14 protein-coding genes are annotated in these 14,256 nt (G+C 43.8%); 1 reads left to right on the forward strand and 13 read right to left on the reverse strand.

Going from position 1 to position 14,256, the window contains the following annotated elements:
* The 9 genes from ptsP to E0485_RS01790 form a co-directional block, all read right to left on the reverse strand.
* The gene (gene ptsP, locus E0485_RS01750) at positions 1-1,740 is read right to left on the reverse strand and encodes a phosphoenolpyruvate--protein phosphotransferase (protein ID WP_132415920.1); all 1,740 of its coding nucleotides are present in this window, start codon (positions 1,738-1,740) and stop codon (positions 1-3) included.
* A gap of 47 nt (positions 1,741-1,787) precedes the next feature.
* Entirely contained in the window at positions 1,788-2,048 is a 261-nt protein-coding gene (locus E0485_RS01755) for an HPr family phosphocarrier protein (RefSeq protein ID WP_165921046.1), read from the reverse strand.
* 265 nt (positions 2,049-2,313) lie between these two features.
* Complete coding sequence (locus E0485_RS01760) at positions 2,314-3,384, reverse strand: SAM-dependent methyltransferase (protein WP_132415922.1); 1,071 nt, start codon at positions 3,382-3,384, stop codon at positions 2,314-2,316.
* A gap of 27 nt (positions 3,385-3,411) precedes the next feature.
* Positions 3,412-4,173 carry an ABC transporter ATP-binding protein gene (locus E0485_RS01765; protein ID WP_132415924.1) on the reverse strand — a complete coding sequence of 254 codons (762 nt, stop codon included), beginning with the start codon at positions 4,171-4,173 and terminating at the stop codon, positions 3,412-3,414.
* Between the two features lie 47 nt (positions 4,174-4,220).
* Positions 4,221-4,556: a cyclic-phosphate processing receiver domain-containing protein gene (locus E0485_RS01770; protein ID WP_132415926.1), complete on the reverse strand. Its 336-nt coding sequence runs from the start codon at positions 4,554-4,556 to the stop codon at positions 4,221-4,223.
* A gap of 131 nt (positions 4,557-4,687) precedes the next feature.
* The gene (locus E0485_RS01775) at positions 4,688-5,524 is read right to left on the reverse strand and encodes a deoxyribonuclease IV (protein WP_132416457.1); all 837 of its coding nucleotides are present in this window, start codon (positions 5,522-5,524) and stop codon (positions 4,688-4,690) included.
* 19 nt (positions 5,525-5,543) lie between these two features.
* A complete protein-coding gene (locus tag E0485_RS01780) occupies positions 5,544-6,920 on the reverse strand; it encodes a ribonuclease H-like domain-containing protein (protein ID WP_132415928.1) in 1,377 nt (458 codons plus the stop codon).
* A 57-nt stretch (positions 6,921-6,977) separates the two neighbouring features.
* Complete coding sequence (locus E0485_RS01785; protein WP_132415930.1) at positions 6,978-9,254, reverse strand: DEAD/DEAH box helicase; 2,277 nt, start codon at positions 9,252-9,254, stop codon at positions 6,978-6,980.
* Between the two features lie 250 nt (positions 9,255-9,504).
* Positions 9,505-10,239, reverse strand: coding sequence for a CAP domain-containing protein (locus E0485_RS01790; RefSeq protein WP_132415932.1), 735 nt, complete (start codon positions 10,237-10,239; stop codon positions 9,505-9,507).
* A 180-nt stretch (positions 10,240-10,419) separates the two neighbouring features.
* Here E0485_RS01790 and E0485_RS01795 point away from each other — a divergent pair, with 180 nt between their 5' ends.
* Entirely contained in the window at positions 10,420-10,776 is a 357-nt protein-coding gene (locus E0485_RS01795; protein WP_132415934.1) for a hypothetical protein, read from the forward strand.
* An 88-nt stretch (positions 10,777-10,864) separates the two neighbouring features.
* On the opposite strand, the gene E0485_RS01800 is transcribed toward E0485_RS01795, so the two are convergent.
* The 4 genes from E0485_RS01800 to rnz all read right to left on the reverse strand — a co-directional run bounded on the left by E0485_RS01800 (position 10,865) and on the right by rnz (position 14,210).
* Positions 10,865-11,683 (reverse strand): alpha/beta hydrolase family protein, encoded by an 819-nt coding sequence (locus E0485_RS01800; protein WP_132415936.1) that lies wholly within the window; start codon positions 11,681-11,683, stop codon positions 10,865-10,867.
* A gap of 4 nt (positions 11,684-11,687) precedes the next feature.
* Complete coding sequence (locus tag E0485_RS01805; protein WP_132415938.1) at positions 11,688-12,482, reverse strand: SDR family oxidoreductase; 795 nt, start codon at positions 12,480-12,482, stop codon at positions 11,688-11,690.
* Positions 12,483-12,970: 488 nt separating this feature from the next.
* Positions 12,971-13,198: a hypothetical protein gene (locus E0485_RS01810; RefSeq protein WP_132415940.1), complete on the reverse strand. Its 228-nt coding sequence runs from the start codon at positions 13,196-13,198 to the stop codon at positions 12,971-12,973.
* Positions 13,199-13,292: 94 nt separating this feature from the next.
* Positions 13,293-14,210: a ribonuclease Z gene (rnz, locus tag E0485_RS01815; RefSeq protein ID WP_132415942.1), complete on the reverse strand. Its 918-nt coding sequence runs from the start codon at positions 14,208-14,210 to the stop codon at positions 13,293-13,295.
* Between the last annotated feature and the right edge of the window lie 46 nt (positions 14,211-14,256).

Raw genomic sequence — 14,256 nt, forward strand, 5'->3', positions numbered from 1 at the left:
TTACGCTCTCCAATCAGCTATAGCAGGAACTTTGCACTCCACATAGCTTTTGATTTGTTCAGCGGAAGTCATTTGGAGCACGTCTTCCACCAACTGTTTCATTTCACGACGGTCCAGCTTATGCATCAGCGCACGCGCTGCAAGAACAGATCCTCCGCTCATACTGAACTCATCGAGTCCCATACCGAGTAAAATAGGTAGCGCTGTCAAATTGCCGGCCATTTCCCCGCACATCCCAACCCACTTGCCTTCGCGATGGGCAGCTTTAATAACTTGATCGATAATACGAAGAACTGCTGGCTGAAATGGTTCTGTCAAATAGGATAGCCGTTCATTCATCCGGTCCGCAGCCATCACATATTGGACGAGGTCATTCGTTCCGATGCTGAAGAAATCCGCTTCTTTGGCTAGTTGATCTGCAATAAGCGCCGCTCCGGGAACTTCGATCATTAACCCGACTTCCATATCGCGATTAAACGCGATGTTCTCCTGCTCCAGCTCGTTTTGCACCTCAGCCAGCAGCTCTTTCGCCTTCCTTAGCTCCTGCAAAGTAGCAATCATCGGAAACATAAGTTTGACATTTCCATATGCACTAGCTTTCACGATAGCTCGCAACTGCGTTTTAAACAGCTCCGTTTCTTCTAGGCACAAGCGAATTGCACGATGACCTAGGAACGGATTCGCTTCTTTAGGCAAATCCAGATAAGAAAGCTCCTTATCTCCGCCGATATCCAGCGTTCGAATGACGACCGGTTGGTCTTTGCCGAACATCTCGGCTACGACTTTGTAAGCTTGAAACTGTTCTTCCTCCGTCGGAAACTGATTTCTTCCCATGTACAAAAATTCGGTCCGGTACAATCCGATGCCTTCGGCTCCGCTGTTTTTGGCTGTCCATGCATCCTGCGCATTGCCGATGTTGGCTACCAACTCAACTTGTTGTCCATCAGCGGTTATACTTGGTTGACCATCATATTTTTTTAATTCAGCTAGGCGCGCTCTGAACCTGATTTGCTTATCTTTGAATTCCTCTATCACGGCTTGCTCCGGATTGATATATACCGCACCCTGACTTCCGTCAATAATAACGTAGTCTCCGGTCTTTACCTGCTTTGTTCCTACCCGCAAACCTACTACAGCAGGTACGTCCATTGAACGAGCCATGATAGCTGAATGTGATGTCCTGCCTCCAATATCGGTAACGAAACCGGCAGTCTTGTTTCTATCCAGCTGAGCTGTATCGGAAGGGGTCAAATCGTGAGCGAATAAAATAACCGGATCTTCTGATTCCTGCTGCATATCCTCCTTCTTACCTTCAAGCAAGCGCATCACACGATTGGTTATATCCCGGATGTCTGCGGCCCGTTCCCCTAGGCGCTCATCCTCCATGCTCTCGAAAATTCCGATAATTGCATCAGACGCTCCGTCCAATGCCGCTTCTGCATTAATCCGTTGCGCTATAATAGTGTCCTTCGCTGCGCCGGAGAATTCTTCATCCTGAAGCAGCCATATTTGCGATTCAAATATTTTAGCCTGCTCCGAGCCTACTGTAGCACTTGTGCGTTCGATAAGCGCTTTCAATTGAAGAATCGCAAGCTGGATGTGAGATTCCAATCTTTCTACTTCAGCTTGTACCTGCTCACCCGAAATCTCGTATCTTATAACAACTTGAGGCCCCTCTTGTATAACTAACGCCAGGCCCATGGCAACTCCTGGTGCAGCAGCAATCCCTTGTAATAGCATAGTTACCACCTCCTAATCAGTAATCAGTCAGTTTAAGCTCCATCAATCTATTCCAACACCGATTCGAGCATAGCCCCGACTTCATCTAAAGCTTCCTGCTCTCTCTCACCATTTGTTTCCACGATGACTTTATCACCACAACCCATTTCTAATGCTAATACACCGATGATGCTTTTGGCGTTGATGCGTTTCTCTACTTTGGTGATAAAAACATCACATGGAAACGATTTCGCTTTTTTCATAACCTCACCGGCCGGTCGCGAATGGATTCCTAACGGATTCGCAATTGTAAATTCCTTCTGCATCATCTTTCCTCCAATAATAGATCTTGTTGAGTAGTATGAAAGCTTACAATATAGCAGTAAGATGTATCTGCAATTAAATGATAACTTAGCATAACAGTTTGGCATAGATTCAACATCTTGCACCATCGTTTGGGATGCAGATTGGATGAGTAGAATCGAGTTCAAAGCTTCCTTCAGTAGATTAGGCGACTGTGAGCGCAACAAAAAAATCAGCCCTTTAAATTAAGGGCTGACTCATTTATCAATTCGTGACTATTGAATTCATTCACTAATTCTTAATCAAAAATAACGTTAATTCCTCACGATTGTGGAACAATTGCTTCGCATGCTGCAAGCTAAGCTCTGGCTCTAATTCTCTTAGCAGCTCCTTAATCGTTTGGAAAGGTTTCTTATGCATAAGTTTTACAGTTAGAATAATCGTTCCGCCGGATTGCAGCGCATATAGCAAATCCTTGAGTAGCTTACCTGTTTGCTTGGGATTCCAGCTCATATCACAGACAAGTAAATCGTAATTGTTGTCATCCAGCTTCACGTTCGCAGCATTGCGGCGGTAGAAGGTAAGACGCTTATGCCGAATAATCGAGGAATCAAGTGCACCAGGATCAATCGCAGTCACATGTAGACCTCTCTCAAGCAATAAGCTCGTCCATCCGCCAGGTGCTGCCCCAAGATCAATCGCATGACGGTATTGTGTAAAATCAAGCCCAAACGCATACTCCGCTTCTAATAACTTGAACTTAGCACGTGAAATTTGCCCATCTTCCTTGCGGAATCTTATAGCTCCTCCAGACCAGTCGGATAAATTATCCGTCGGACGGGAAATGCCCATATAAATAGAATCTGCCATCACAAAGACGGAGATAATCTGATCAGCATCTCGAACAACGGCTTCTGCACGGTATTGATCGATCAAGACAGCGTCTAGCGCCTTTTTGATCTCAGACGGTGAATAGTTAAAATTCGAGCCTTCTGATTTACGTGCTTGAATGGCAATTTTGGCACCCGAATGAATGCCAGACAAGTCTTCTAAATGACTGCAAATTGCCGCTAGCTCAGCCTCCGCTTCCACTTCTTCAGTACGTTCGATCTCCACATGTACAGGATGAAGATGTCGCAAGAACATCGGTTCATTAGCATGAAGCAGCTGCAATACCTCTTCCTGTGGCAATCCAATCGTGAATTGAACAATTTCAGATGGAACGATATAGCTGAATTTTAAACTCGGAAATAACCGCCGAAGCTCCTCAACTGCATACACGGCAAACCCATGATTCGCTGTCCCTATCCAAGTTGAACTTACTGACGATGTTGTGTCATCTTTATCTAAGTGATTGTTCATTGTAGGTTTCTCTATTCTCCTTCTGTCTTATAAAACTTTAATCCACGGACGATCCTTGAACCAATCTATTTCTACTGGCACCCCAAAAACTTGGAGCAGGTTATCAGACGTCAGCACTTCCTTCTTTGGCCCCGCTGCAACTAGTCGTCCATTCTCAATCAGAGCAACATGAGTAAAAAGTGGAATCATTTCCTCCAGATGATGGGTGACATACACAACCGTCATCTCTGTGCCTAGCTCCGTAATATCAGCAAGCAGCTTCTCTCTTTCATACAGATCCAGTCCTGAGCATGGCTCGTCTAGAATCAGAATTTCTGGATTGGTCATAAGTGCACGAGCCAGCATGACTTTCTTGCGCTCACCTTGTGACAAGGTACCGAGCTGTTGATCCACTACATGTCCTAGACCAACCCGTTGAAGCAGAGCAATCGCCTTCTCAATAACCTTAGGTTCAATTGTCTCATAGAAACGAAGAAACGCATATTCCCCCGTAGCGACAACTTCCCATACAGGGTCTGTTAAATTCAATTTCTCAAATAAGGATTGTGAAATATACCCAATCTTGCGCCGAACCTCACGCACATCGCATTGCCCATATCGATTGCCCAATACTTCTACTTTGCCTTTGCTTGGAAATTCGTAGCCGTTGACAAGCTCAAGCATGGTCGTTTTGCCTGAACCGTTGCGTCCAAGTATAACCCAATGTTCTCCCTTGCGCACTTCCAATTGTACATTATCTAGAATCTTGCGATCTTCACGAATAAAATAAATATCAGTTAATCGAATCATCTTGCTTCCCCACTCCCACATGGTTGTATCCTCTATGTATAAGCTGTTTATCCTTCTTTAGCAACTGCTGCAAGAATATCATCAGGCATCGGACCATTATAGAGTTTAACCTCATCAGGCTTACAGCTATATAAAGTTTCGTACATGCTGACTCTACCGCTATATGATGAAGTATGCAAATAAATTTTCCTTGGATATTTGCCCGAAGCAGCAATCCATCGCGCAACCTCACTACCAGTAGGGCAATTCCAACCCAAATCATAATCCAGGGACAAAATGTCCACTTCATATTCATCAAGAATCAGAATGCATTCTGCTGCCGTCTTAGCTAGTACAAATCCTTCAGGACATCTTCTTGAATCATCCAAGTATACATGTATCACGAACAGCTTCCTCTCCTTTGTTTGAGCACTTGCTCAAATTTCCTGATTAACTAAACCATTCAAAAGTAGAAATTTGACGACAAAGGCGAACGCTAACGCTTCGTAAGAAACGATCCGTCACCTACGCAAATTTACTTTTTATAATATAATGTCTGAACATGATTAATTTCTTCCCTGTGTGTACCATCTTTGCCTTGCGGTGTCTCTAGAATAAATGGGATATGCTGCAATACGGGTGATTGAATTAGCTCTTGAATGGCTGTGTCACCTATATGTCCGCTTCCAATCGTCGCATGTCGATCACGTCTAGAGCCTGCGGGATAAAGAGAGTCATTCAGGTGAACCGCTTTCAAATGTTTAAAGAAATCAAGCGCTGAACCGCGCTCCGCTACTGCTTCCCAATTATGTCCATCCCATAACCCACTGGCAAAAGCATGACAGGTATCGAGACAATAACCTATTTGATCAGGAAAATGACTTAGCTTGCGAATTGTTGCCAATTCTTCCAGCGTTGTGCCCATTCCAGTTCCTTCGCCCGCTTGATTCTCTATAAGAATTAATGCATTACCATGCCATTCCTGGAGCGACTCATTGGTCAATTGTATAATATTTTTGTAAGCTTGTAACCTGTCAGTTCCCTTATTTTTGCCAAAATGCACAACTAATCCTAACGCGCCACAGGCTTCCGTAATTTCTAAACAATTGAGCAATGCCCGCTTCATCAAATCCTGCTCGCTAGCATCAGCAGCTAAATTAAGTGCGTAAGGAGCATGTGTAATGGAAATCATACCTAGGCTGCTGCAGAAGTTAGCACAATCCCTAGCATCTACCTCGTTATAAGAGGTTTTGAGGACAAGAGAACGGGGATTCTTCGGGAAAAATTGAAACGTATTTGCCCCCATCTTATGTGCAGCTAAAGCAGCACCACTATACCCTTGTCGTGTTGAAACATGAGCACCGATCAGCAGTTTGGAACACTCCCTTTCCTTACTGCTTTCTAGCATTCCCCAATTTTTGCGATTTTGTACGCAGGCGTTCCATTCGTTTCTTCAGATCCAGCTCTTCCACCGAATCCACTGTCTGCGACCTCCGAAGTGTCCTGCGCTTTCTCAGCATGTTATAGGCTATATTGGATAAACTTAATGCTTTATCATAATTACGCTCTCGATGTTCATAGTATATCGCGAGTTCGATATAAGGCTGAATCATCGTTGGGAGACCGCTTGATCGCGTATCAATCCATCTATGCCATAATGCTACCGCTCGCTGATGCTCATGTTTTTGTTTATAACAAGAGGCTAACCTAAGCGGCAAATCACCACGCCATACGGAATGGCCTTCATCTGAAAATGCCCCATACAGCAGTTCTTGCCAGATATGATCCAGATACTCATCAGCTAGATCATGCTTATTCATTTTGGCTAACCACAGTGCCGAACGAAATTGTTCTTCCAGTGGTACAAGGCTTAAATCAAGCGTACCTGACAGTAATTTGCCAAAATGAATGACAAGTGATGCGAGTGTCACGATATCCTGCTCATTATGCTTGAACACCCCATGAAGGATTGTCGGATTGCCTTCAGCTAAATATTGAAAATATAGTGCTGGCGCAAGAGACCCCGGCACATCGTCATATCGGAGCACGCCTAGACGATCTACTTCCACCTGACTAAGTTTGCAGGTAGGAAGCGTATTTTTCCATAAACTGCGAGATGGATGAAGAAGGTCGATGTGTTTCAATTCATGAGAATCGGTTGATAGCCGATTCAGAATGAATCGATTGACAATCAGCGGCCAATCGAATGTACGTCCATTATAGGTAACTAAATGGGTAAACTGCTGAACAAGCGTCTGCAAATAATGAAGCATCGCTAGCTCTTCTGCAGGATTGCGAATAAATAGCTGTTCAACTACGAAGGCATCCTGCTCATAATAACCAATCCCGATCATAAAAGGCACATTCCCTGCGCCAATTCCAAGCCCAGTCGTCTCCGTATCTAGAAACAGCATGGAACGTTCTGTAAATTGATCTGAATCTTTATCATCGTGAAAGGCAATCAGTTCAGAAGCATGCGTCATAAGCTCCCCCAATCGATAGATACCCTGAAATTCAGATAAAGAGAATGATTTGCGGCGCAGCAGAAAAGAGCCCATCGTATTAGAAGACAACTCAGCACCTATAATCGACCACGCAGGCTCAAGAGCGGGGACATAGGTAGCAGTATCAGTTCGCTCATCTTGAGTGGAATTTAAAAGCGTCTCTGCTTGTACATTTACTCTTGATATTGGTTCATCAGAGCTACTAGTAACTGATTTGGTACTCGCTTGCTTATGCCGCAATAATCGCTCCCTTACACTACTCATCTATTATCCCTCCTCTCTATTGCCTTCAACATCTCTTTAGAAGTTAGCGTACTGTACTTAAATAGAACTTGATAATAAGTCCAAAGCAAGCTTCTTGCCAAGCAACCCCACTTCTTCAATTGGCCCAACACATGCAGGACAACCGCTTAGGCAGCTGCAGGAAGTAATGATTTGCTTCGCCTGATCTAGCAATTCACCATGAATTTCGTATAAATGCTCGCTAAGACCGACCCCACCAGGGTAACGATCGTAGAAGAAAATCGTTGGCTTCTTATTATGCAAGGCGCGTACCTGCGGAACAACTCGGATATCAAATGGATCGCACATTAAATATAACGGGGCAATATGAACGAGTACATTCGCGATACCTAGCAAAGCAAATTGAAGATCGTTTGCTGAGAACTTCTCCGTCACGGAATCCTCAAATGAAAACCAATAGGAGCTTGTATGCAGCTCTTCTTCTGGCAAGCGAATTGGCCCAGAGCCGATATTTTCATGCGTGCGCAAGCGGATTTTTTTGAAAATCGTTGCTTGCGCATTGATCGTAACTTCGCCAAATTGACGCTCCAAGCCTTCCCTTACTTCTTCTTTGTTCACATGAAGAACCTTAAGTTGTACGGCTAGATTGGCGTCAGTATAGTAATCAACACTGACTTCCCTAACAAAAGCTTTCTTCTCTTCATAGTCCAGCTTCTCCACCTGATACTGAACACCTTCATGTATATATATCGCCTCTTCATGGATAAGCGTTGGCGCAGAGAAGCGATCTACTTCGCCAATGACACGGGAGCCGTTCGTCATATCGATAATAACGAAATTCTCCTGCGCAGCAGATCTTAAAGAGATGCCTTGTGCCGGAAAAGATTGCTCCATCCAGTACCAGCGGTTATCTACCGCGTGAAGAACTTTCTCTTCTGCCAAATAATCGAGAATATCGACGAGCGATTCGTCGCCGAACTTCTCGTCTGCTTCGAACGGCAGCTCATATGCCGCGCATTTGACATGATCTACCAGGATAATGAGATTATCCGGGCTAATGCGCGCTTCCTCTGGTGGACGTTCGAAGAAGAAGCGAGGATGCTGGATCACGTATTGATCCAGCGTTCCCGAGCTCGCTACGAGCACGGTGAGCGAGCTCTCCTTGCGGCGGCCAGCGCGGCCTGCCTGCTGCCACGTGCTGGCAATTGTGCCGGGATACCCGCACAAGACGCACGCTTGCAGCTGACCGATGTCGATGCCGAGCTCGAGCGCGTTCGTGCTGACAACGCCGCGGATCTCTCCGCTGCGCAGTCCGCGCTCGATCTCACGCCGCTGCATCGGCAAGTAACCGCCGCGATAGCCGCGGATCGATTTGCTGCCAAGCTCGCCGCGAACGAGCTCCTGCAAGTAGGTTAGCAGCAATTCAACCCGTACGCGTGATCGTGCAAACACGATCGTCTGAATGCCGCTGCCAAGCAGCAAGCCAGCGATTTTCCGCGCTTCAAGCACAGAGCTTTTGCGAATTCCAAGCTGCTCATTGACAACGGGTGGATTGTAAAACACAAAATGCTTATCTCCCGAAGGCGCGCCATTATTATCAACGAGTGATACATGTTCACCAATCAGTCGCTCTGTATGCTCGCGCGGATTCGCGATTGTAGCCGAAGCGCAAATGAACTGCGGATTCGATCCGTAGAATCGGCATATTCTTTTGAGACGACGAATCACATTCGCCACATGCGAGCCAAATACGCCACGATAAGAGTGAACTTCATCTATAACAACATATTTTAAATTCTCAAATAGCTTAACCCATTTCGTATGAAGCGGCAGAATGGCTTGATGAAGCATATCCGGATTCGTCACCACGATATGACCCGCATTACGAATCGCTTGTCTAGCAGTTACGGGAGTATCCCCATCATATGTACTCGACTTAATATCGACCCCCATGATGTCCACTAGCTTCTGCAATTCCGTTACTTGATCCTGGGCTAACGCCTTCGTCGGGAATAAATAAAGTGCTCTAGCACTATCATCTTCGATAATTTTCTGGATGACAGGCAAATTGTAACAAAGCGTCTTACCCGATGCCGTTGGCGTAACCGTCACCACATGATCGCCTGCCAATGCGCGCTCGAATGCTTCCCCTTGATGCGTATATAAATTGCCAATGCCACGAGCGACAAGGGCTGTACGAATTTTACTATGAAGACCGGCCGGAAAAAGCACCGTCCTAGCATCTTTAGCCGGAATTGTATGCCAATAAGTAACACCAGCCATTATTTCTGGCTTATTACGCATAACCTCTAGCATTTCTTCAACGGAAGTCACTTTACCCGTTAGTGGATTCACCTTGACATTTCCCCTTAGACCCTTTGTATGTTAGTACCATTGTACAGAATATACGTTCGTCTTTCAACCCAAGAAAGAGGCTGTCTCAAAAGCCAAAATGAACTTTCTCGTGGTACTTCCATTTTACAAAAGAATGATTTCTTTGTGTTAAAAAAAGAGGATGTCCCTCGTCAGTTTAACGACTTTTGGGACACCCTCTTAATATATTCATAGTTTTATACACGAAGCTGATTAGCTTATATCCTGTATTTTAATTCCCGATAAATTCTTGAACCCAGTAGCCGTTATCATAAGCTACGCCAATTGCGGTGAAGCTAGGATCTAAAATGTTTTTACGGTGGCCTTCACTGTTCATCCAAGCGTTCATGACTTCGGCAGGTGTACGTTGACCTTTTGCGATGTTCTCACCTGCAGATCTGTAGGAAATACCGAACTGCTTCATCATATCGAATGGAGAACCGTAGGTTGGTGATTGATGGTCAAAGTAATTGTTTTTGCGCATATCAGCAGCTTTGGCAGCGGCCATATTCGTCAGATCGGCTTGCGTAGTGAGCGGCTTCAAGCCTGCTTTACTACGTTCTTTGTTTACCAAATCAACCACTTGTGCGGCAAAAGAGGCTGCGTCCGTTTGTCCAACCGCGTTATTGTTGTCTTGACTAGGCGTGGTAGGCGTTCCATTGTTGTTAGATGAACCTGATCCCGTTGATGGCTTCTCACTTGGTGTAGTCGGTTTTTCCTTCTGTGGTTCCTTAGGCTCTGTTCCTATTGTTGGGAGCTTAGACAGATAGTCTTTCAAATTATCAAAAGACCCATCAAAATTCCATTGTACCAATAGTTTTTGAATTTGTTGAAATTGCTGATTGCAATCTATGTTCGAAGCCGAAGCTGCTTCGGCTTTTGACCCTAGTGGCAGAACAAGTCCTCCAGCGAGTACAGCCGTCGCTATACTGCCTGTTATTAATGATCTTAACTGTTTTTTCTTCATAAAAATATTCCCTCCAAATCATTCTATTAGTTATTTGGTAACATGATAGATTGAGATACGACAACAATTACAAGCTTGTAATTTACCGCAAACCCATTCTATCATGCTTAAAAGTAAAAGGAGCAGGTAAGTTATGGATGGTAGATTACCTTCAGGTATTTTTTAGTAGAGGGAAATGTTGTGAATCAGGCTATTTCACATGCGATCATCAATGTCAAAGAGCAGGAATTGAGAAAGCTGAATCAGGCGTTGGACAAGCTGCATGAATCGTATGAGGAGGACATGATAACGAAGCAAGTATTCTTAGAGCGTAAAGCTAAACGGTCAAGGCAGATACAGAAGCTTGAGGAAGAGTTGAAGGATTTGTGGAAGATTACAGTAATAGATTTTGCGAATATTTTTACTGTTAATGAATTGGCTTTGCACTTAGAGAAAAGTAAGGAAACGATTACCATAAAAATCGTACTGCTATTTACAATATTGTTATCTGTGAGGACGATTGCCGCTGAGCTAATAAGAGAAACCGCGGTAGCATAGGACAGGAAAATAAAGTCCTAGACTGCCGCGGTTTTATTAAACTAACGCATGCGTTAGCACAATAAGGTTTTTTAAAAACGTAACCAAATTAATTGTTGCCAAGATGCTTCTCAAACCAATTACAAGCTTTAAGTTTCATATTATAATTAAATTGGTGATTAACAAAAGGCATGTTAATTTGTAGATTTTCTGGCTGTTCAGAATATAATGGTAACAACTTTTTGTAGAGTTCTAATGAATAAATGTATAGTGAATCAGTATCTTGATCGCCATTAATAATTAATAAGGGTTTTGGTGAAAAACTACTCAACTTTTCATAAGGGTCTATCATTTGGAAATACTCTGTTCTTTTGTCGATTTCTCTCTCCGCATCCCGAATCTGTTCACTCCATTGTTCATAAGTACCCGTTGATGTAATGGTATCTTTCCATGCTTTAGTAAAAGCTGGCTTTCCTCCTATTGGAACCGAAACCTTAATATCAGGGTTATTTGCTGCGATATAAAATGAGGCATATCCACCCATAGAAAAACCTGATATTCCTATTTTATTAGAATCAATCTCATCTCTATTTTTAAAGTACTCAATGAGGTTTTGTATATCGACAGCAGATTGTTCTATAATTTCATGCATGTGAACATAAGTATCTAGACCTGTATCTGGTGGAAATACATTAGTAAACCTATTAATTTCTTTGTTCGTTTTTCTCTTGCCGTGTTCTTTGCAATCCATACTAACGTAATAAAATCCTTTTTTTGCAAGCATATATCCAAAATCTATAGCTTGTTCGCGATCTGAACCATACCCATGAAGAAAAAAGATCAATGGATATTTATTTAAATTACTTTGATAAATACTTAAAATGGGTATGTCATTCACTGAGCTATCTTCAATTATTATTCTTGTCATAGTCTTAAAAACCACCTCTGGAATGAATGATTTGACCGGTAATCCATTGGGAATCGTCACTTGCAAGAAAAGCGATCAGACGTGCCGCATCTTCAGGAAGACCGATCCGGCCCATAGGGAATTGCGGCAGCAGAGCTCTTCTCACCTCTTCAGACATCCAGCCCGAGTCGGTAGGACCGGGATCAACAGCGTTTACTGTTATATATAGTGGTGCCAGCTCTGCGGCCAGCGATTCGGTAAAAACAGAGATGGCACCTTTTGTCGCGGCATAGGCAAGATTTCCAGGCATGGGACCTTTACCCTGTCCTGAAGTAAGGTTGATGATTCGTCCACCTTTGCTTTGGGAGGAATAAGAGTTATTCTCTGCCTCGATCATGCGAGCGAATTCAGCGGATAGCATGAATGTACCCCTAACGTTCACAGCACAGTGTGCGTCGATGAGAGCCTCGTTTAATTGTCGGAAATCTGCATCGACGCTATATGTAGCGTTATTAACGAGGATGGTCGGAAAACCAATCACTTTCCGTACTTCCTCCAGCAGTAAGGACCCCGAACCCTGTACGGCAAGGTCTAACTTCATATGTCCAACTTGTACACCAAATTGACGAAGTTCCTTAGCGAAAAGATCAGGCCAATCTTCGTCTGCATCATTTGGATTAATATTTTTATCGTATGCGCACAAATGTGTAAAGAATAGGCTGGCGCCTTCAGCGGCAAATGCCCGGCAAATTGCAGCTCCGATTCCACCGGGACGACTCGCACCCGTGATTATAGCGATTTTCCCTTGCAATCTGGTCATTATTGATTTACCTCCCGTTATGAGAAAACGAGAGCCACCGTTCATCGTATGGAGATGAATTAATTCCGTCGCTTAAATAAAAAAAGCGGATACCTCAAGTATCCGCGCAACGAGTTATTCCAACGGTTGCTCGTATCCCCTGAATGGTTGAAGATCTGCATGACGAATCGGACCAATGGCAAATAACCATCACCGAGTCACGCGATCGAAAAAAATCAAACCATTACAAGGTAGTCCACATTGGCTAACGAGTCCCCTTTCCTTCATCTCCAATATATTTAAATTATCAAATAAATCCAATGTTAGTCAAGACGTACAACCAATTCGAGTTGAACTTCGCTTACAAAAAAAAGAACCTCATCCCCACTTGTTAGTAGGAATTGCGGTTCTTTCGCTTCACATATAGGATGTTATGGGCGTTCACTTACCATACGAACACTTTTGAAAACAGCCCCATTATTTTGCTTCAGAAAGATCAGGCTGTGGCCTTACACTTCTTCATATATATGTTCGATCATATCATCATAATCATAGGGTATTTTCTCGTAATCCTGCGCCATGGATTTTCCACTTAGCTGCATTGCACTTAATACGTTACACCGCAGCTTCTCTAGCACCTCTTCAATCTCTGCGACCCGAGGCTTAGAAGTTTCATGCTGTATAGCGGTTTGAAGAGCAGATTCAATAACAGCAATATCGTGGCTATTAAATTTCAAGCTGTTCACCTCATCAGATGTAGGATGGTCATCTATCGCTATCCACACTTATTTTTACCTGAATGTTGGAAAAATAATCACACTTGTTTAGGATTTACAATCGAAATGTCCAAAAATCTGCTGCTGCATAGGTATCCTTATGTATAGCTTGTGCCTCTGATAGCAGTACATCCACATCTTCTCCCTGGTAGCGTGATGAAATATGCGTTACGATTAGTGTCCGTACATTAGCTGTTTCAGCAATCTGCGCGGCTTGCGCAGAAGTGGAATGCCCAAAATCATTGGCATGTTCATGATGTGAGGAAGCGAAAGTTGCTTCATGGACAAGCACGTGTGCATCTCTAGCAAGCTCAATTGCAGCTTGACACGGCTTCGTATCTCCCATGATCGCAACAACTCGGCCTGGAATCGATTTACCAACGTAATCTTCACCTTGGATCGTACGACCATCTGGAAGCTCTACGGCTCCGCCTTGCTTAATTTGGGAATAAATAGGTCCTGGTTTAATCCCCTCATGTTGCAGCTTATCAACTAACAATGTACCTGTCTGATCCGGCTCGGTAATTCGATAACCAAAGCATTCACCGCGATGCTCGAGTCTACGCGCTTCAACGACGAAACCTTGTTCTTCTACTAAAATCCCTTCAGACGTAATCTCTTCAATACACAGATCATAATTCAAATGCGATCCACTAATCGCTAGCGCCTGTCGAATAAAAACAGCGATACCAGCTGGCCCATATACGGTTAACGGCGTTACACCGCCTTGATAAGAACGTGAGGATAATAAGCCTGGCAAACCATAGATATGATCGCCATGCAAATGGGTAATGAAAATTTTATTTGTTTTGCTAAGTTTAACAGGTGTTCGAAGGATTTGATGCTGAGTACTCTCTCCACAATCAAACAACCAGTACACCCCAAGCTCATCAAGCAAATTCAAAGCAATCGATGTCACATTTCGCTCCTTGGATGGCACTCCCGCTCCTGTACCCAAAAATTGCAGCTCCATTACTCTGCACTCCTTCCTTAATTACATAAATTCACTATAACATTCG

Origin of the sequence: Paenibacillus albiflavus (assembly GCF_004344915.1) — a bacterium.
Taxonomy (GTDB): domain Bacteria; phylum Bacillota; class Bacilli; order Paenibacillales; family NBRC-103111; genus Paenibacillus_AM; species Paenibacillus_AM albiflavus.